Annotated in this window: 14 protein-coding genes and 1 pseudogene; 9 read left to right on the top strand and 6 right to left on the bottom strand. The window is 61.7% G+C overall.

All coding sequences use genetic code 11. The features are described 5' to 3' along the window. The first annotated feature begins 131 nt into the window (after positions 1 to 131). From WS66_RS32955 to WS66_RS32965, 3 genes are all read left to right on the top strand, one after another. Positions 132 to 557 (top strand): TOBE domain-containing protein, encoded by a 426-nt coding sequence (locus WS66_RS32955; RefSeq protein WP_059600765.1) that lies wholly within the window; start codon positions 132 to 134, stop codon positions 555 to 557. Between the two features lie 83 nt (positions 558 to 640). Beyond that, complete coding sequence (locus WS66_RS32960) at positions 641 to 1231, top strand: nitrogen fixation protein NifQ (RefSeq protein WP_059600848.1); 591 nt, start codon at positions 641 to 643, stop codon at positions 1229 to 1231. A 118-nt stretch (positions 1232 to 1349) separates the two neighbouring features. Next, a complete protein-coding gene (locus WS66_RS32965) occupies positions 1350 to 1715 on the top strand; it encodes a bleomycin resistance protein (RefSeq protein WP_059600767.1) in 366 nt (121 codons plus the stop codon). Between the two features lie 129 nt (positions 1716 to 1844). Here WS66_RS32965 and WS66_RS32970 read toward each other — a convergent pair whose 3' ends face one another. Continuing rightward, positions 1845 to 2906 carry a DMT family transporter gene (locus WS66_RS32970; protein WP_059600770.1) on the bottom strand — a complete coding sequence of 354 codons (1062 nt, stop codon included), beginning with the start codon at positions 2904 to 2906 and terminating at the stop codon, positions 1845 to 1847. 790 nt (positions 2907 to 3696) lie between these two features. Continuing rightward, on the bottom strand, positions 3697 to 4353 hold the full coding sequence (locus WS66_RS32975; RefSeq protein ID WP_059600773.1) for a ProQ/FinO family protein: 657 nt from the start codon (positions 4351 to 4353) through the stop codon (positions 3697 to 3699). A 568-nt stretch (positions 4354 to 4921) separates the two neighbouring features. Here WS66_RS32975 and WS66_RS34950 point away from each other — a divergent pair. Further along, positions 4922 to 5017, top strand: a pseudogene (locus tag WS66_RS34950) (DUF2889 domain-containing protein); the annotation flags it as partial. Positions 5018 to 5193: 176 nt separating this feature from the next. On the opposite strand, the gene WS66_RS32980 reads toward WS66_RS34950, so the two are convergent. Both WS66_RS32980 and WS66_RS32985 read right to left on the bottom strand, forming a co-directional pair. Continuing rightward, a complete protein-coding gene (locus tag WS66_RS32980) occupies positions 5194 to 5685 on the bottom strand; it encodes a flavodoxin family protein (protein ID WP_059600775.1) in 492 nt (163 codons plus the stop codon). A 211-nt stretch (positions 5686 to 5896) separates the two neighbouring features. Beyond that, entirely contained in the window at positions 5897 to 6532 is a 636-nt protein-coding gene (locus tag WS66_RS32985) for a TetR/AcrR family transcriptional regulator (protein WP_059600777.1), read from the bottom strand. Between the two features lie 84 nt (positions 6533 to 6616). Here WS66_RS32985 and WS66_RS32990 point away from each other — a divergent pair, with 84 nt between their 5' ends. The 3 genes from WS66_RS32990 (at position 6617) to WS66_RS33000 (ending at position 11258) form a co-directional block, all read left to right on the top strand. Continuing rightward, the gene (locus WS66_RS32990) at positions 6617 to 7744 is read left to right on the top strand and encodes an MBL fold metallo-hydrolase (protein WP_059600780.1); all 1128 of its coding nucleotides are present in this window, start codon (positions 6617 to 6619) and stop codon (positions 7742 to 7744) included. 1794 nt (positions 7745 to 9538) lie between these two features. Beyond that, positions 9539 to 10234 carry a ParA family protein gene (locus WS66_RS32995; RefSeq protein WP_006759638.1) on the top strand — a complete coding sequence of 232 codons (696 nt, stop codon included), beginning with the start codon at positions 9539 to 9541 and terminating at the stop codon, positions 10232 to 10234. Continuing rightward, positions 10227 to 11258, top strand: a complete 1032-nt coding sequence (locus WS66_RS33000; RefSeq protein WP_059600783.1) for a ParB/RepB/Spo0J family partition protein — start codon at positions 10227 to 10229, stop codon at positions 11256 to 11258. Before WS66_RS32995 ends, WS66_RS33000 begins: the two co-directional genes overlap by 8 nt. A gap of 95 nt (positions 11259 to 11353) precedes the next feature. Here the strand turns inward: WS66_RS33000 and WS66_RS33005 are convergent, their stop codons facing one another. After that, entirely contained in the window at positions 11354 to 12670 is a 1317-nt protein-coding gene (locus WS66_RS33005) for a replication initiation protein (RefSeq protein ID WP_059600785.1), read from the bottom strand. Positions 12671 to 15192: 2522 nt separating this feature from the next. Between WS66_RS33005 and WS66_RS33010 the strand changes: the two genes are divergently transcribed. Beyond that, positions 15193 to 15519, top strand: a complete 327-nt coding sequence (locus WS66_RS33010; protein WP_059600788.1) for a hypothetical protein — start codon at positions 15193 to 15195, stop codon at positions 15517 to 15519. A gap of 366 nt (positions 15520 to 15885) precedes the next feature. Here WS66_RS33010 and gcvA read toward each other — a convergent pair whose 3' ends face one another. Beyond that, complete coding sequence (gcvA, locus tag WS66_RS33015; RefSeq protein WP_059600791.1) at positions 15886 to 16788, bottom strand: transcriptional regulator GcvA; 903 nt, start codon at positions 16786 to 16788, stop codon at positions 15886 to 15888. 140 nt (positions 16789 to 16928) lie between these two features. Here gcvA and WS66_RS33020 point away from each other — a divergent pair, with 140 nt between their 5' ends. Then, complete coding sequence (locus WS66_RS33020; protein ID WP_059600793.1) at positions 16929 to 18218, top strand: adenylosuccinate synthase; 1290 nt, start codon at positions 16929 to 16931, stop codon at positions 18216 to 18218. Positions 18219 to 18367 lie beyond the last annotated feature (149 nt).

Raw genomic sequence — 18367 nt, forward strand, 5'->3', positions numbered from 1 at the left:
ATCGTGCGCGGTTTCGCATGTCCAGTATGCCGATGCCGACGTCGCGGTTCACCTGCGTTGCGGGTAAACTCGTCCGCGGTTTCCGCCATTCGCTCGCCGCCCGCTGGGCGGCCCTTTCCCGGAGAGTCATCATGCGCACCAGCGCCCGCAATCAATTCGCCGGCCAGATCAGCGCCGTCAAGCCCGGTGCCGTCAACGACGAAATCACGCTGCGTACCGAGGACGGCCTCGACATCGTCGCCGTGATCACGCACGGAAGCGTAGCATCGCTCGGTCTCGCGGCCGGCGCGAAGGCCTTCGCGCTCGTCAAGGCATCGTCGGTGATCGTGATGGTCGACGTCGACAGCAGCAAGGTGTCGGCGCGAAACTGTGTCGCGGGCACCGTGTCGTCGATCGCGAAGGGCACGGTCAATTCGGAAGTCGTGATCAAGGCCGCAGGTGGTGCGGAGATCGTCGCGATCGTCACCAACGACAGCGTCGATCGTCTCGGCCTCGCACGCGGCAAGGCCGCGTCCGCGCTCTTCAAGGCGTCGAGCGTGATCGTCGGGGTCGAGTGATCGTCCGATCGATTGCAATGACGTCCCGCCATCCGCCGCGCACGAGGGGCGCGCAACGCGCGGCCGGCTCGCAGGCGCATACGATGACGTCTGCGCTCGAGCATGCGCATCGGCGCATATTGCAAGCGCTGCTGTCCGGCGCGGCCGACGCCGATTCCCCGGATGCAAGTCTGTTCGGTGAGCTCATTGCGGCACGTGCATGTCGCAATGAGCTCGCGCTGCTCGGCCTGTCTCCCGCCCGGTTGAGCGGCCTGCTTGAGCGCCAGTTTCCGCACCTGAATTCCACCGATGCGGCCGCGCTCGTGCCGGTGGTCACCATTGCACCGCTGCCGGCCGTGCACGCGCGGTTCGTCGCGACGCTGCACGCGCTGCTGATGCGGGATGCGCATCCCGCCGTCGCGCACGACGATGCCGACTGCGTCGCTGCAATCGTCGCGCATGCGTGCCTGCGCCCCGATCACCTGTGGCGCGATCTTGGTCTTGACGGACGCGACGCGGTCACCGCGATGCTCGATCGCTATTTCCCCGCGCTTGCCGCACGCAATGTCGCGCAGCTGCGCTGGAAGAAATTCCTCGCCCAGGAAGTGGCCGCATCGCTTGGCCTCCAGTCCGGGCCCGCGCCCGGATGCCCGGGCTGCGAGGATTTCGAATTCTGCTTTACCCCGGGACGATAATCGCGACCGCGGCCTGCGCGGCTTGCCGGAGCGCATCGTTTGACCGATGATGCGCGCCATCCGTCCGCGCGTTTTCCCACGCGTTCGTTCGACCGCAACGCTCATTGGAGAAACAGCCTTGACCGACTTTGCGAGTCCCAATCTGCCGTCGCGCGATTTCGAAGCCACGTCGCTGTTCTACGCGAAGCTCGGGTTCGTCGAAACCTGGCGCGACGATGGCTGGATGATCCTCAGACGCGGCGATCTGCTGCTGGAGTTCTTTCCGCATCCCGGTCTCGATCCGGCCATGAGCTGGTTCAGTTGCTGTTTCCGGCTCGCTGACGTCGGTGCGTTTTTCGACGAGGTACTCGCCGCCGGCATTCCGGAGCAGATGACCGGCTGGCCACGCGCGCATCGACCGAAGCGCGCAGGATGGGGCGGTACCGTCGGCGCGTTGATCGACCCGGACGGGTCGTTGATCCGATTGATTCAGACGGAAGACTGAGTCGCGACCGGCCGGCCGCATCGAGCAACGCCGACGCGGCGCCGCGGGCACCCAATAACGTCCCCATAAACTGGTACCTTTGCGATGCGCATTGCACGCAGCGCGCGTCATTCTCCTTTGCCGCGCAAATCAGTGCCGATGGCGGTGGTGAATGTCCGGGAAATGCGCGTGACTGTGCGTGATCGGCAGGTGCACGTGCGGATGCGTGTGCGGTGCATCGCCATCGTACGGAAAATCGTGCGTGTGCTGATGATGTTCGTCGTGCCGATGCCGGTGCGTATGCTCGAGTCGTTCATGCGCGTGCTCGTGTTCGTGCCGTTCACGCACGTGCAGCCAGATGCCGAGCGCCATCAGCGCGGCCGCGATCCAGAACGTGACGGACGGCAGAGCCGGCCAGATCAGCAACGACAGCACGACGCCGAACAGCGGCGCCACCGAAAAATACGCACCCGTGCGCGCGCTGCCGAGATGGCGCAGCGCCACGACGAACAACACGAGACTGATCCCGTAGCCGCCGAGGCCCGTCAGCATCGCGGCGGCCGCGGCCGGAATGGCGGGCAGCGCCGCGCCGGTCGCGAGCGCGATGCCGATGTTCACGGGCCCGGCGACCAGGCCTTTCGCGCACGCGATGACCATCGCATCGTTCGCGGCGACCTTGCGGGTCAGGTTGTTGTCGATCGCCCAGCACAGGCATGCGCCGGCAATCAGCAACGCGCCAATCGGCACGCCCGCGCGCCCCGGGCCCCACGACAGCAGCGTGCCGCCGGCGACGATCGCTACCATGCCGAGAAACACCTGAAGATCCACGTTCTCGCGAAACACGACCCACGCGATGACCGCCGTCAGCACGCCTTCGAGATTGAGCAACAACGCACTCGTCGCAGCCGGTGTGCTCGACAGCCCGAGCATCAGCAGCGCCGGGCCCGCGACGCCGCCGGCCGCGATCGCGCCGGCGAGCCAGGGCAGGTCCGAGCGTTGCAGCGGCGCGGCGTTCTCGGCCGGCGCGCGGCGGCAGTGCAACCCGCGCAGCAGGATCCCGACGCCGAGGCCGATCCCGCTGCCGAGATAGAACAGGCCGGCGACCATGAACGGCGACATCGCGCCGATCAGTGCCTTGGCTAGCGGCGTCGCGGCGCCGAACAGCGCGGCGGCGGTGAGTGCGACGAGGATCGCGGAATGTCTCGGAATCATGATGCGGTCTTTGCGTGGAGCGTTGTGCGTATGGAATCGGCAAGCTTCGTGTGATGCAGTGGCGCGTACGGTTCGCCAGGTGCCATTCAATTTCGGGGAATGTCGGGCGAGTTGCGCTGGCTTTGAGGTACCTGTCGCGTCATGCGTTGCCGGCAACGTGTTGGCCCGACGATTCGCGCTGGGGAGATTATCGCGCGTGTGTCACGGGTCGCCAACTGACGGACGGGCGACCGTGCGGTGCGTCCGGACATCACCCCGTGGTCTGTCGAATACGGCCGCACTTCACGTTTGACAGCGGCTCACGTGCGAGACATTCGCGTGGGGGCGAATCCGGTTTTCACCTGGGATCCAACCACATTAGGATAACGAATTATTGTGATGAAACACGAGTGGATGGGCGCGGGTCACCAACACGATGACACACGCGTCGGCCGTCTGTCCGCAAGCATCGATGCGCAGCCGCGCGCGACGCCCGTCTACGCAACGTTCGCCGGGTTGCGGCGCCACCGCGTTTTCATGATGCACGCCGCCCCTGATCGATATCCCGTCGCCTCGCCATGCTTGCTCGGTGTGACAGATAGCTTGCGCACACGGCGTCCGCCGACACGCTTTCGTCGTCGGGTCACTTGGCAGTTCGATGAGGATTGGGTGAGGCTGACTGACTGTGCCGCCAGCGGCGGCAGTCCCGACCTGCCCCGGAGGACAGGTCGGTCTGTCATGTGATGTGATGCGCTGCATGCGCGGCGCAGGCAGGCCGTCACCGCGCGGTCGCGCGGCGACACATCGCGCGTTACTCGCTCGCGGCCGTTTGCTGTTCGGGCTGCGGTGCTGCGTCTTCCGGTGCTTCCGCGGTCGCCTGCTGCGGCGCGGCGGCGGCCTGCGCTTCCACCTTCGGCTGCTGCGGTGCGCCCTTCGCCGCTTGCGCGCCACCCTTGTTGCCCGGACGGCGCGACTTCAGCCGGCGCGCACGCGCCGCGTCGTCGTGCGTCACGCGCCCCGCTTCGTTACCTTGCAGATCGACCCGCACCGCGTCTTCGACGAGACACGACCAGTAACGATTGCCGCGGCACCACGTGGACATCGCCTCGCGGAGCTCGGCCTCGCTCAGGCCGACGGCTTGCGCCTCGCGAGCGAGGTCGTCCCAGATACCGACCTTCAGCGGCACCTTCGGAGCCGGATTCTTCGGGAACGCGCGCGGGAACCGGCGCTGCAGTTTGCCGATCGCGACGATGACCGGATCGACCGGCGTCGACGGCTTCGCCGAAGCGGGCTTCGCGCCGGACGACGCTTTCGCCCCGGCGCCCGATTTGGCCCCCCGAGCTGGCCGGTCGCCGGATTTCGGCTTCGCGCCTGCGTCCGGTTGCGTAGCCGGTCGCTTCGCGTTGCGCTCCTGCTTGGCCTTTGCTGCGAGCTGCGCCCGCAATTCGGCAAGTTGTTCAAAACCCATAAATTCAATCCACCAGGAATATAAGGTGTGGTTCGTGCTGCCATTCCGCACATCGGCGTTCGCCGCATCGCCTGCGGCGCGTCTGCCACCGACGCGAATCATTGCGGGGCCGCATCGCCACCACCACTGTTTCAGGCACCCGGCCACGATGCCGGACAAAGGCAGGAGTGGAAGTATACCGGTACCCGCGGCCGCCGGTTGACTCACCGGTTCGCATTTGACGGATCCGGTGGAACGAGAATGCGTCCGCGCGGTCGTGTTGCGCATTATGGCGGCGTTTTCTCGGTAGATCGACACTCGCGTTACGTAGTGTCGTTTCCGGTACTCTCGGCTTCAGTGCGCCGGTCACGCGACGCATCGGTTACTCCACAGTCCGAAATGGCGAGCGATGGTACGGATAGCGAAGACGCCAAATTCTGCCGACTCGCATCGTCCGGAAGACCGAACTTTCGCATACGATTCGTGCGGCGTGGCGAGTGTGCATCGATCTCTGCCGCCACGCTATTAGTTGCGCCCGCATCGATCGTCGAGCGTACGACGGCATCAGAAAGTGAGCAGTATGGGCTGGCTCGACAGCTGCCATGCGTATGGCGCTTCACGCGATCTCGTGAAAAGCCTGTGGCCCGAATACCATCAGCCGCCAGTGTCGACAAAGGCCAACTAGGGCATCGACATTCCATGGTGCCGCTGCCGCAAACGGGGATGCAATTCGCACGAGCGTGTCTCGCGAAAATTGCGCGTCGCCGGCATTCGCTGCAATCGGGCAATGCACGGCAGGCGTCGCGCTCCGGTCGTTGCGCGCGGCCGCGGCTCCGCTTCGGCTGGCTTGATCGCCGGCAATCAGAACACGCCGAGTCCAAGACCCGCAGCGAGGCCCGCGCCGATCTCCGCGCAGCGCGCGAGATCCTCGCTGCCAATCATCTTCGGCGCGAGGATCCGCTCCGGCGTTTGCGCATGGGTGCAGACGATCAGGCCCGGCATCACATTCCTGAGCCGCCATCCGGTCGCGATCCGATCGATCTGACGCAGCGCGTTCTGACCGTCGCTGCCAGCACAGATCATCGCCGCATAGGGGCGGCCGTTCACATGATCGAGCGCAGCGTAGTAACAGCGGTCGAAGAAGTCCTTCATCAGCCCGGACATCGCGGCGAGATTTTCCGGCGTAGCGAACAAATAGGCGTCGGCGGCGAGTACGTCGTCCGCGCTGGTCGCATCCGCACGCTGCAATCTGACGTCGACGCCGGATTGCTCGCGCGCGGCATCCGCAGCCGCTTCGGCCATCTGCTGCGTGCCTCCTGTCATCGTGTGATAGACGATCAACAGCGTCTTCATCGGTTTTCGCTCACGTTCGGTTTCATTTGCGCCTGCCGCACGCGCCGATACGGCTCAATCCGGCTACGTCGACGTGCGTACCATTGCCTGCGTCCGCTGGTTGTCGAATGGCGCTTTCCTCGAGGCAAGGGATGAGGCTCGCCTTGCGTATATCGACGCAATTGTTCCGCTTCGCGCTTCGCACGACGCGCGGTCAATCCCGCCCGGTACCTTACACACCGGCGTGGTCTGCGCGCGAGTAGTACGCAAGAAACATGTCGGCAGCCGTTTCCGCGACCTTCTGTTGTTCCTGCGCGCCGAGCGGCGGCTGGCCCATCGTCACTTGCGGCCAGAACGCGAACGCTTTCACGATCCCGTGCAGTTGATGCGCGGCGAAAACGGCATCGGTCACCGACAACCGGCCAGCCGCCGCGGCTGCACGAATCCAGACCGTCACGTCTTCTTCGCGCTCGCCCATGCGTTCGACCATGTCGCGCGCGCGCTCCGGCGAATGGATAGCCGCACCGATCGCGACGCGGGCAAGTGCAAGAAATGCTTCGTCATTCAGCAACCGCAACTTGCGGCCCAGCAGCGCGAGCAGTTGATCGCGCAGTGGGACGTCGGCGCAGTAGGCCGGCGCGCCGGCGCTCAGCGTCGCGTCCCACAGCTGATTCAGGATCGCCGCGAACAATGCTTCCTTGCCCGGGAAATGGTTGTAGACGGTGCGCTTCGACACGTCCGCGCGCGCTGCGATGCGATCCATGCTGGTCCCGTCATAGCCAGCCGCAAGGAATTCCTCGATCGCCGCGGCGAGTATTGCCGCACGCTTTCGGTCGGTCAGCCGTTGAGGAGAAGTGCTCGTATCCATTCAAAAAATTTTACACCCCCGAGTTTACTTTTCCCAGGGATAAACTACACTGCTCGGTGTACTTTATTTTCCGGACGAATCGACATGGCTTCGCCTCTCGTATTTCTTCATCGCGTACTGGGTTTCGCCGCCGCCAGGCGTGGCCGCACACTGTCCGGCGAGTCGCCACAGCACAACGGCGAACGCTTCAGCAACGTTGCACCGGCACCGGCCGAAGGCTTCGGCAAAACACTTGGCATCGCATGGAACATGCTGGTCAACAAGCCACGCAACACGGTTCCGACAGGCGCATTGCCCATCGATTCACTGACTCGCGAACAACTCGGCGCGGCCCCCGACCGCAGCCTGTATCGGCTAGGGCATTCAACACTGCTGTTGAAACTACGCGGCGAATTCTGGCTGACCGATCCTGTATTTGCCGAACGCGCATCGCCGTTCCGGCGCATCGGCCCCAAGCGCTTTCATGCGCCGCCGATCGCGCTCGTGGACCTCCCGCCGTTGCGTGGCGTGCTCCTGTCGCATGATCACTACGATCACCTCGACCGTGAAACGGTGCTCGCACTGGCAGCCACCACTGGCGTGTTCGTTACGACGTTGGGCGTCGGCGACCGGCTGATCGAATGGGGTATCGACGCGAAAAAGGTACGCCAGATCGACTGGTGGCAAAGTGTCGACGTCGATGGTCTGACGCTGACCGCGACACCGGCACAGCACTTCTCCGGACGCAGCCTGTTTGACGGCAACAGCACGCTGTGGGCGTCGTGGGTCATCGTCGACGACGATTTGCGGGTGTTCTTCAGCGGCGACACCGGCTACTTCGACGGTTTCCGGACTATCGGCGAACGGCTTGGGCCCTTCGACGTGACGCTGATCGAGACCGGGGCATACGACCCACAATGGCCCTACGTGCACATGCAACCGGAAGAAACCGTGCAAGCCCACATCGACCTGCGCGGTCGCACGCTGATGCCGATTCACAACGGCACGTTCGATCTCGCGATGCACCGTTGGCAAGAGCCGTTTGAGCGCGTCACCGCGTTGGCCATGGTACGCGCGGTCGAGTTGTCGACACCCAAGATGGGCGAGCGACTCGATCTGAATGCGCCGCATCGCGGCGAACGTTGGTGGCGAACGGTCGATGAGCCAGCAAAGACTCTAGCAACGAAGACGCGCTGGTGGCAGCAGCTGTGCGTATGGCAGGTGACGAAGTAGGTTCGCTGGCCGCGGCGGTTTCTGGACGAGAACGCCGCGGCGGTGAATTTTCCTGGTGATGTACGGCTTGACAACGGACTCTTTGGTCGATCGTCGGCGACGATGATCATTCGCCCCCGACAGCAGACATCCGGCGAAGGCCGAGATATACACGGTCGAACCAATTGTGGCGATGTGCATCACCTTCTTGACGCAAAGTTTGCAAGTTCCCGCTCCATCTGCACAGTGATAGATACAGGCCAAGCCCATCGGAAACTGCCTTCCGAGGCCGTCTGTAGAATCCGTCTTCGCTCAACGCCGCCGTTGGGACGAGGCGCCCGCTTCGGTTTCTCCCGTCACGTACAGGTTTGCAATCCGCGCTGTTGGCGCAGCGCGTTGTCACGTGACAACTAGCGATGACGAACTCACTACACCTCTTGAATCCGCTGCTGGCCTGTTCCGCTCGATGTTTGAGATCCCCGCAGATCGATCGAACTGCGCGCCCATCCGCGAAACGTATCGATTATCACAAAACACGTTTCAATTGATACGTCATTGCTTCAGCCGTCATTATCTAGACCCAATAGCGTGCCCCGGGTTCATGCGCCCCCATTTCAACCGTCGGCGATGCTCATTTTGCGTGAAACAACATGAAGAAAGTAGCGCAACCCATTGCTAGGCAAGGGTTTCCGCACGTACACCCATTTAGAAGAATTGTTTCACGCCCTGATGATTTCCGCCATTTCCCCTCGGCGACGCGCAGGAATTCGCGCTCAAAAAGCCCATCAAGAATGCGAGGCGACGCCGATGCTCTCGGTCGTCGGATCGACGGCCCACACAACAAGACTCTGCCGTACCCCTCCCCTGTCTCATCGTCGTTGCCTGTAGATGCAGATCAGTCCATTTATTAGGGCCACATCACTCGCTGGAATTAGTGTTCCATCGGACGCTGAGAGCATGCTCGCTCGGGCGTGTCTAGAGATGACATCAATTTGCTCGGCCAACATAGATCATTCACTTATCCCCGGCTAGCCGGCACCTCCTCGTCCTTCGTCACTGACGATGCCGCGTCGATGTCGAGTCGATCCTTTCGGCGTCCATCCGCAACGGTTGTCACGTGACAACAACCCGATCGCTTTCGCGTCAGTGATCTGGCCCAATCGAACACGACCACCCCATATATCCCCTGAACTTCTTCACGCCCGCCACTTCTACAGTGGGTGCGCCGAGGCTGACGATATGTGTCCAGAAGCAACGCCTTGCCGTGTTGTCACGTAACAACACGCAGCAGTCGCCAGCACCAGCACCAGCACCAGCACCAGCACCAGCACCAGCACCAGCCGTCATATCTGAACACAGACCGCCGTAATGAGGAGCGAGGAAAAAACACCGGAATTATCGGAGCGCGTCGCATCGGCATGCCTGCCGTCGAGCACCATTTGAGATCCGAGCCAGCCAAATTCGACTTGTCACGTGACAACTTTGCATCCCGACGCCGCCGAGGGCCACAAGCTGAATGCCAAACTACGACAGAATTCCCACCGGTCGCGAGGCACATTCGGGAATCAGCGCTGCGACCTCTGGTCGCTACCAGCACTCAAGTCCTCAGCACTTCATCAGCACCTTCCGTCTCGAATGCAATGCCATCTATTTTTATTTTTTACCCACTTTCAAATCACAAATACTTGATTGCCATTTGACGTACTTGTCACGTGACAACAATATCTACAAGAAAATTCCCATTTTCATATAACACTTTCTGGACTTTTCGACAATAAATGCATATATTACGAAAAACTCCTAGGAGGGAATTTAATGGCTTTCAAGATCGCCGTCAGTAATCAAAAAGGTGGTACTGGAAAGACCACCATCTCCGTCAATATCGCTGCCGCCTTCGAGGCAGGTGGCAACAAGGTCGCCTTGATCGATGCCGACCCTCAAGGCACATCAGTGAGATGGGTGACGAGCGGTGAAAATACGCTCCCGATGACGGTTCTGTCGTTGGCCCCCGCCGGCCGCGGCATCGGCGGCGAGATCAAGAAGCAGGATGCGAATTTCGATGTGATCGTCGTCGACTGCCCGGGCAACCTCGAAGACCCACGCATCGCGTCCGTGCTCGAGGTCGCCGATTTCTGCCTCGTGCCGCTGTCTCCGTCGCCGGCAGACCTGTATAGCACCGTCGCGATGATTCGCATGATCGAATCGATGCGTGCCGTTCGTAACCCGAATTTGTCTTCCGCGTTGATGCTGAATAGCGTCAATGGAAAAACTAAAATGCGAGAAGAAATTCTAAAAATTCTAAGGGCTGAAGAAATAGGGGAGCATCTACTCGACAGCCAGATCGCGCAGCGCGAGGTCTACCGGCAGACGTTCGCCCTCGGCACCACAATCCATCATCACAATCGATACCTGAAGGGGCTGAAGGAAGCCCGCGCGGAAATCGAGAGACTGGTCACCGAAATGGCCCAATACATCGCGTCGACGCGCGCTACCGGAGCCGCTCATGGCTAAGGACACATCGAAAGAGAAGAAACCGACCGGCAACCTGCATCTCGCAGCCGGCTTGCTGCGTGGGCTCGCACAGGAAAACGCGGCGCTGGAAACGCGCCTGCCGGAGCCGACGCCCGCATCGAATCCCGCCGCCGAAGCCACACCCCCCGTCGCCCCGACCGCCGCCGCCTCCTCCGACGCGCTCGACCTGGGCGCGCCGCAGAAGGTCGCGGTCAAGGACTGCATCCCGAACCCGTTCAACCCGCGCGTGTTCTATTCCGAGTCGAGCCTGCACGAGCTCGCATTGACGTTGAAGCGGGAAGGGCAGATCGAGCCGATCAAGGTCACGCGTCTCCCGGAGTTTCCCGGCAAGCTCGTCGTGATCGACGGGCAACGCCGCTTGCGCGCGACGAGCATCAACGGCGACGAAACGATCAACGCGACGTTTCGCACGGACCACACACCCGAGCAGCTGTACACGATCGCGTATCGCGCCAACCACGACCACGAACGCCAGACCATCTTCGACGATGCAGTCGCATGGAAGCGTCTCCTCGACGAAAAGGTCTTCCCCGACCAGAACACGCTCGCGGAGAAGATCGGCAAGGACAAGGCATCGATCAGCAAGACACTATCGCTGAACGCACTGCCGAACACGCTGCTCGAACGGATGGCCAGCGCGAACGATGTGGTCGGGTTGCAGGCCGCGTACTTCCTGAAACTGATTTTCGAGCGCCTGGGCGAACCCGCTGCCGACCGTCTGCTCACGGCGGTGATCGACCGTAAAAAGTCGGTGCGCGACCTCGAGAATTTCCTGCGCGCACAGACCGACGGCAATAAGAAGACGGGGCGCACGCGTTACAGCGTTCGACACGATTTCGCGCTCGAATCACGCGCGATCGGTCAGCTGAAAACCTATCCGGACGGGCGTCTGGATCTGCAACTGAAGGGAGTCGATGCGTCCCATCAGGAAGCGCTCGCCGACCGGCTAAAGACCGTGATCGATGCATACGTCGCCGAACTGGCGGTAGCCGCGCAAAAGTAAAAGAAGGCGCCCAAAAGCAAAGGCCTCGCACCTGCATGGCGCCGCGCGCCGGATGAAGTCCGGTGCACGGTGCATGCCAGGCTGCGAGGCCTTGATCAGTTGGTCGTGAGGCTGCTTTTCAGCAGGAATTCCAGCAAATCGTCCGAGGTGGGTTCGCCCCAGGTGTCGAGCGCCAGCCACCGGAAGAAGCTGGTTTGCGCCAGCTTGCTCGCCTTCTTCTTCGGCGACAGCGTGAGATCCTTCGATCCGGCCACCGTTTCGTTGTAGCGCTCGATCAGCTTGGTCTGGTCGTCGATCTCCAGCTCGCGGAAATACGCGCCGGCTTCGTCGACCTTCGCGGCCAGGTACTTGTCGCGAATCTGTTCCTGCTTGCTCTGCCCGGATTCCTTTGCCGGCGCGGCCGTCTCGGTCCCCTGTCCGTCGGCCAGCGTATAGCCGTGCGTCAGCGCCTTGCGGAAATACGCGGCCACGTTGTCGACCGGCGCTGCATTCTTCTTCGTAGTCCGATTGAGCGTATAGGCGATCGCCGCCTTGATGCGCTGCACACCGTACTGCGTAATCAACCTGCGCGCTTCCGAACGCGGGATGCCGAACTTGGCGACCTCGTCGACGAGTGCTTCATTCTTGACGTCGCCTTCCTCGACCGTATCCGCGCTCTGCTTGCGCGTCACTTTGAACTGGACGGCCTCCACGCTGCGACCTGACTTGTGTTCGATCAGCTCGAGCGTGTGGTCGGAAACTTCGTTCACCTCCTGAATGCACGGCACCAGGACCTTGCTCTTGAAGAGCTTGTACTCCTTATAGGACTGCGACGCCTTGTCCTGACCGAGAATGAGATCACGGAATTTCGGCAGTGGAATTTTTGCCGTGATGCCGATCCCCTCGTAGCGCACCGTGTTTTCCCAAAGGGCAAGCGAGTGCGAGCGCCGAAACTCGCGCGCGATCCGCATATCGATGAGCGCGTAGATTTCCGGATTGAGCAGCTCGCTGCGAATCTGGTCGGAGAAGCTGTACTTCAGCACCGATTGCTCGAGCTCGGCGCCGGCGAGCAGGCCTGACGCCTTCCACACCGTCGAGCGGTCGGCGGCAAGGTAGTCCCAGTTGACGACGGTACTGATCAGCGAGTTGACCGTGTCCTTCACATACTTCGTGTTGTTGCTGTTCAACCCGCTCTCGTGCGACAGCGCGGCGATCGAGATCGAAAAGCTCGTCCGGCCGGGCTCGAACGCTTCCTGACGAAGGGCGTTCTTGATCAGCGAGCTGAACATCTTGCGCTGCTGCAGACCGATCTTTCCGGACTTCGGAGCGATATGAATTGCCTGGACCGCCTTGCGCAGCAGATCGGGAGGCTCGGGCGTCTGAAATAGCGAAACCTGCTTGTCGGAGCCTTTGATTGCGGGCTTGCGCGGCATCGTGATGTCCGGAGAAGGTGACCGTATTGATGGCGGACTTTATACCTTTTCGAGCCATCGAGCAACGCCTTCATCTCCAGTATCACTTTCACTATCGTCGATAACGCATTGTCTCAAAATGAAAAATTCCATTTTCACGATTTGTGCGAAACCCCATATCCATATACCTTTCCACCAAAAACAGCTCCCAAAACCTGCTACCTGTGTTGGCTGTCGTCAGAATCCGGCACGGGACTTGCCCTACTGAAGGTACCCATTCATGGGAAATAATCCGGTGGAACTAGATGTGCGGACCCGATTCGTGGTGCCCTGCAACACGGTCTGCGATCTCCCATAAAACGCTACCTTTAGCCAGTCCCATGGATAGGTACCTATCAAGATCCGCCAGCTTGGCGTTTTGTCTTCATCTGTGGCAGGCAGGCGGAAATACCTCCCATAAATGACTACCTTAAGATTCCCCCACAGATGGTGACCTATCCGCGGGCCTGATCCTGTTTATGGGACGCCGATTCCTCAGGAACAAGCAGAACGAGATCACTCTGTCCACGCCGGCACCCATAAACGGCTACCTGGAATCCATCCCATAACCGGCAACCCAATATGAAATGCTGTGCGCGGCACCCTAGACGAACAAGCAAGAGGGCACCATAAACGGGTACCTATAGATTCCCCCATAGATGGCTACCTGAGGCGTTTTTGGGCCCGATTCCCATAGCTGGCTACGCGTGCCCCATATCCACAACCCCCATTTCCCACAGCGCGGTACCCGATTCCCCAAATCCACAGACCTGAAACCCCATATTCTTCCGCCTGTGCCCCCATAAATGGGTACCGAACCCCTGTCAAACCCTTACCAGACAAGGCTGTGAGCCGTCTAAAAGTAGTTAAAGATGTAAACGTTGTTTATCAAAGATGTAAACACACGTGCGCCTGTGCAGAAAAACAACCCCCATAAACCGCTACCCAAGCGAACCAGTGAGGCTCCACAAGCACAGCAATCCTGACGCAAGGCCTGTGGATCCCTCATCTCTGCCTCATTTTGCACGCGTTCCAGGCCTGACAAGGCTTCCAAAGAAGGTGAGTACCTACTAACAAGTGCTCAAACGTGGAAACTTATGGGAGGGAATTGGTGTTTTCGGGACATAGGTTCCCACCTATGGGATTGAAAAATGCAGGCAGCGGTCCGTTTTCCGTCAGGGATTACCCGCAGACGACGGCAGCCTCGCTCGACACAGAAGCACCGCTAGCTTCCGTCACGGCGGTGAAAAATCGCCGGAATTCATTCTCAGGCCGTCTTTTTTCGTCAGCGCCGAGGCTTCCGCAGAAAAGTCTTCGGCTGTCACGTGTTGATCTGCCTGTCACTTTCCAGTCGATGGCGCGTGCACAGACGAAATTGGCTGGCTCTCGTCCCGCTCATTCTTTATCGCGGTTTTCTACCTTTGGGTCAGTATCGGAATTGGTACAGCGTTCCGATCGACGCGACCAGAATCGCATAGCTGTGCCGATCGAGACGCTGACCGCGGCCGCTTGATCACGACGATCCTGGCAACTGCCTCGAACGTGAGGCTGGCGTCATCAACATGGCTCATCCTCATCGGATCCGCACTCGAATCCCGAAAATTCTCACCGCTGGAAGTTGCCCCGTCCTGTAAAAGCTGACCTACAAGGTGTCCGTCGGATTAACAAACCGTGCGCGCGATGCCTCCGCACCAGATGCGGCCGCACAATGGAAAAGCTGTGATGAATGCGCCAAGCGCTGGACGTGTCGCCGTCCTTGCCGCACAAGCTCGAGACGCTTCGTGACGTCGGTACGATGCCAAGCGCCACGCATTCGCACAGGCGACCGCTCGCGTGATGCTCGTGCGCAATCGTGAACGAATGCCGATCGAAGGGCTCACCTTGCGCGGCGAAGGTCGCCTCACCCGCAAACGTCATCTCCCACATCTGGCGACGAATAGAATCGAACAGGTAGCCATGCGTGCGACATGCGGGGGAATGAGACAGGCTCGGTGCAGAATGAATCGTGGTCGTTTATGGGAGGAACCGTCGTTCGCGCGGCAGCGAGTCACAACATGGCGCACAGGTTCGCGATTTCGTCGTCTATCCCGCTCATGGGGCGACGATCGCGTTGCACGAGCAGCAGATTCCACAGGTGAAACAGTCGGCGTCGTGCGAGTGCATGCATCACCGAAATCGATCTCATCCTCACCGGTAATCTGCACCGTATCGGTGGAACGATCCGATTCGCCACGCGGTTGCCGCGGTCGTGCACGCTGCGTGATTCCCGAGCGCGATGTATCGTCGTAGCCCCTGCGAAACGCGGATAGGGCGGGCGCGGGATACGTGACAATACGACGTCTCCCATACGTGTATCCCTGAGAATGCACGCATGATGGCGCCACATTTTTTGCAACGCGGTTATGATGCAAAGGCCCTGACCGCGACATGAAGACCGGCTAGGGGCAGGGGCGGTATTTAGATGTGCTTTCACTCCGTGACCAATCAGAAAAGAGAGTTCAGCGATGCGAATCCAGATCAAAAAACTGACGCTGGCTGCTACAGCAGCAGCGTTCCTCTTCGGCTCGGCCGCTCCGGTGTTCGCGCAGACCGTCGCCAGTGCACCGGCCGCCTCCACCGCATCGGATGCGAAAGCCGCGAAGCGTGAAGCACGCAAGGCAGCTCGGGCAAAACGCAAAGCCGAACACAAGGCAGCGCGCGCGAAGAACAACGCCGAGCTGAAGAAACTCGAAGACGCTGGTTACAAGCCGGCGGCCAACGATCCGAACTATCCGCAGAATCTGCAGAACGCTCAGAAGAAGGCGGGCGAAGCCGCTGGCGCAAGCCAATAAGCGTTCCCCCACGAGACAAACCCCGGCGCGAACCGGGGTTTGTCGTTTATGCTGCTGAAACGCGATGCGCGACCGGTCATCGTGCAGGTGTGACATCCAAGTCAATTGATTCGGTATCCTTCGTTTCTAGGTGAGATGAATGCCATCTCGATGCGTTGAATCTTCCTGCTCTCCGTGAACGACACGCGCCATTCTGCTTGTTCAGTTTCAGAGGAATCCTACGGAATACAACAGATCGCTGGATGAATCACGAGACGAAAAGCGATCATGCACGAGCAATACGGCTCCGCGCAAAGGTACACGAAACCCGCGCGAATGGAGCCAGTGCGCGTGGCGCAACGACTGGTCGCCGACATACCGACTTGGTCAGCGCCGCGCTTCCGCCGTCGCGTTCCCAGTCGCTTTTAACCAGTCCTTGAAGGCCCGCACGGCTTCGTCTTCCGCGCGCGCAGTCGCCACGTAAGTGAAATAGCGCCACGGCGGGAGTGCTGGTTCGCTGAACGGCCGCACCAGCCGGCCTTCGGCGATGTCGTCCGCGACGAGCGCGATCGGCCCCATTGCGACACCGAGGCCGTCGAGCGCGCCCTGCAGCGTCAGATAGAAATGCTCCAGCGTGAGCGAATGCCGCGGCACCAGATTCGCGTGCCCGGCCGCCGCGAGCCACTCGGGCCACATACCGGGGTACGTCGCCGCGTGCAGCAGCGTGAAGCCGGCGAGATCAGCCGGCGTACGCAACGGCCGGCCCTCGAGCAGCTTCGGCGCGCATACGGGCAGCCGGATTTCGGACAGAAACTCCTCGGCAACATATCCGTCGATCGCTTGCGGGCCGCCGCGGACGATCAGGTCGACCTTGTCACGCAACTTCTCGATCGGCTCGTTCGACGTTGACAGCCGCACCTCGATGGCCGGATGCGCTACCTGGAACGACGACAGCTTAGGCACGAGCCAGCGCAGCGAAAACGTCGCGGGCGCGCTGACGCGCAGCACGCGCTGCTGCCCTTGGCCGAAATGCTGCGCGGTGGCGAGCGCGATCCGGTCGAACGATGCACCGACCTCGGCAAGGTATACGCGACCGGCGTCAGTCAGTTCGACGCGCCGGTTGTGCCGCTCGAACAGCGGTCGGCCAAGCCATGCCTCGAGTTGCTGAACATGCCGGCTGATCGCGCCATGCGTCACGCACAGCTCGTCGGCGGCGAGCGTGAAACTGCCGAGGCGGGCCGCGGCTTCGAAGGCGCGCAGCGAATTCAATGGAGGGAGTCGTCGGGCCATGCATCGTTTCGTGTGAAATTTACTCACACGACTGCTCAGATTTAATCGTTTGATTGGGTGATCCTAGTCCGCCAATATGGCACACGAACGGCCGATGCGGCCGAAACGGATGTCTGGATTTCTCACATGGAGTATGGAGCATGCCGAACGTGGTGGTGGTGGGCGCCCAATGGGGTGACGAAGGCAAGGGGCGCGTCGTGGACTGGCTGGCGGCGCAGGCCGATCTCGTCGCACGCTACAACGGCGGCCACAACGCGGGCCATACGCTGGTCGTCGGCAACAAGACCTACAAGCTCGCGCTGCTGCCGAGCGGGATTGTGCGTGGCAAGCGCGGCGTGATCGGCAACGGCGTGGCGCTCGATCCGGAGGCGCTGCTGGACGAGATCGGGCGGATGGCCCAACTCGGGCTGTCGGTGACGCCGGACAATCTGTCGATCGCGGAGAACGCCACGCTGGTCCTGCCGATTCACCGTGCGATCGACCAGGCGCAGGAGCGTCTGCGTCGCGAACCCATCGGCACCACGCTGCGCGGGATCGGGCCAGCTTACGAGGACAAGGTTGGGCGCCGCGGGCTGCGGGTCGCGGATCTGGCCGAGCCGGGCCGGCTTGCCGACAAGCTCGACGTGCTGGTCGATCACCACAATGCATGGTTCCGCGGCCTGGGGCTCGAGCCGTGCTCGCGCGACGCGATGCTGGCAACGCTGGTCGACATCGCGCCGAAGATCCTCCCGTTCGCGCGTCCCGTGTGGGCCGACCTCAACGACGCGAACGACCGCGGCGAACGCATCTTGTTCGAGGGCTCGCAGGCCGTGATGCTCGACATCGACTGGGGCACCTATCCGTTCGTGACGTCGTCCGGCACCGTTGCATCGGCCGCGGCGGCCGGCACAGGGCTCGGCGCGTCGAAACTCGGCCACGTGCTGGGCGTAACCAAGGCGTACGCGACGCGCGTCGGCGGCGGCCCGTTCCTCACCGAACTGACCGACGCCACCGGCGAAACGCTGCGCGCGCGCGGGCAGGAGTTCGGCGTCAACACCGGCCGGCCGCGCCGCTGCGGATGGCTCGATGCCGCGCAGTTGCGGCAGGCCGTCCGGATTTCGGGTATCGATTCGCTCACGCTCACCAAGCTCGACGTACTCGACGGCTTCGCGTCGATCGAGCTGTGCGTCGGCTACGAGCTCGATGGCGCACGTGTCGACCATCTGCCCGCGAGCCTCGATGCGCAGGCGCGCGCAACGCCCGTCTACGAAACGTTCGCCGGGTGGGACGGCACCGTGAAGGGCGTGCGCGAGTTTGCGGCGTTGCCGCGTGCCGCGCAGAATTTCATCGCGCGCGTCGAGGCGGTCGCGGGTGCGCCCGTATCGATGATCACGACCGGCGCCGAGCGCGACGACACGATCGTGCTGAGCAACCCCTTCGAGCGGGGCTGAGCGCGACGCGCACGTGCAATGCGTGCGCTGCAGGCCGCCGCCGTGCGGCCTGCAGCGATCCGATGCCGGCAGCGGTTGTCGCGTGAGCGAGGGCCCGCCGGAGCGGCGCACGGCAAACTGGACACGCCTGCACCGCTGCGGTACTGTTC

The organism is Burkholderia sp. LA-2-3-30-S1-D2, from assembly GCF_001523915.2.
Lineage (GTDB): Bacteria > Pseudomonadota > Gammaproteobacteria > Burkholderiales > Burkholderiaceae > Burkholderia > Burkholderia diffusa.

Coding starts and splice junctions, on each gene's coding strand:
- WS66_RS32970 (WP_059600770.1), bottom strand. CDS start 2,906: ATGATTCCGAGACATTCCGCGATCCTCGTCGCACTCACCGCCGCCGCG.
- WS66_RS33005 (WP_059600785.1), bottom strand. CDS start 12,670: ATGCCGCGCAAGCCCGCAATCAAAGGCTCCGACAAGCAGGTTTCGCTA.
- WS66_RS33010 (WP_059600788.1), top strand. CDS start 15,193: ATGCGAATCCAGATCAAAAAACTGACGCTGGCTGCTACAGCAGCAGCG.
- WS66_RS32985 (WP_059600777.1), bottom strand. CDS start 6,532: ATGGATACGAGCACTTCTCCTCAACGGCTGACCGACCGAAAGCGTGCG.
- WS66_RS32980 (WP_059600775.1), bottom strand. CDS start 5,685: ATGAAGACGCTGTTGATCGTCTATCACACGATGACAGGAGGCACGCAG.
- WS66_RS33020 (WP_059600793.1), top strand. CDS start 16,929: ATGCCGAACGTGGTGGTGGTGGGCGCCCAATGGGGTGACGAAGGCAAG.
- gcvA (WP_059600791.1), bottom strand. CDS start 16,788: ATGGCCCGACGACTCCCTCCATTGAATTCGCTGCGCGCCTTCGAAGCC.
- WS66_RS32995 (WP_006759638.1), top strand. CDS start 9,539: ATGGCTTTCAAGATCGCCGTCAGTAATCAAAAAGGTGGTACTGGAAAG.
- WS66_RS32975 (WP_059600773.1), bottom strand. CDS start 4,353: ATGGGTTTTGAACAACTTGCCGAATTGCGGGCGCAGCTCGCAGCAAAG.
- WS66_RS33000 (WP_059600783.1), top strand. CDS start 10,227: ATGGCTAAGGACACATCGAAAGAGAAGAAACCGACCGGCAACCTGCAT.
- WS66_RS32955 (WP_059600765.1), top strand. CDS start 132: ATGCGCACCAGCGCCCGCAATCAATTCGCCGGCCAGATCAGCGCCGTC.
- WS66_RS32990 (WP_059600780.1), top strand. CDS start 6,617: ATGGCTTCGCCTCTCGTATTTCTTCATCGCGTACTGGGTTTCGCCGCC.
- WS66_RS32960 (WP_059600848.1), top strand. CDS start 641: ATGACGTCTGCGCTCGAGCATGCGCATCGGCGCATATTGCAAGCGCTG.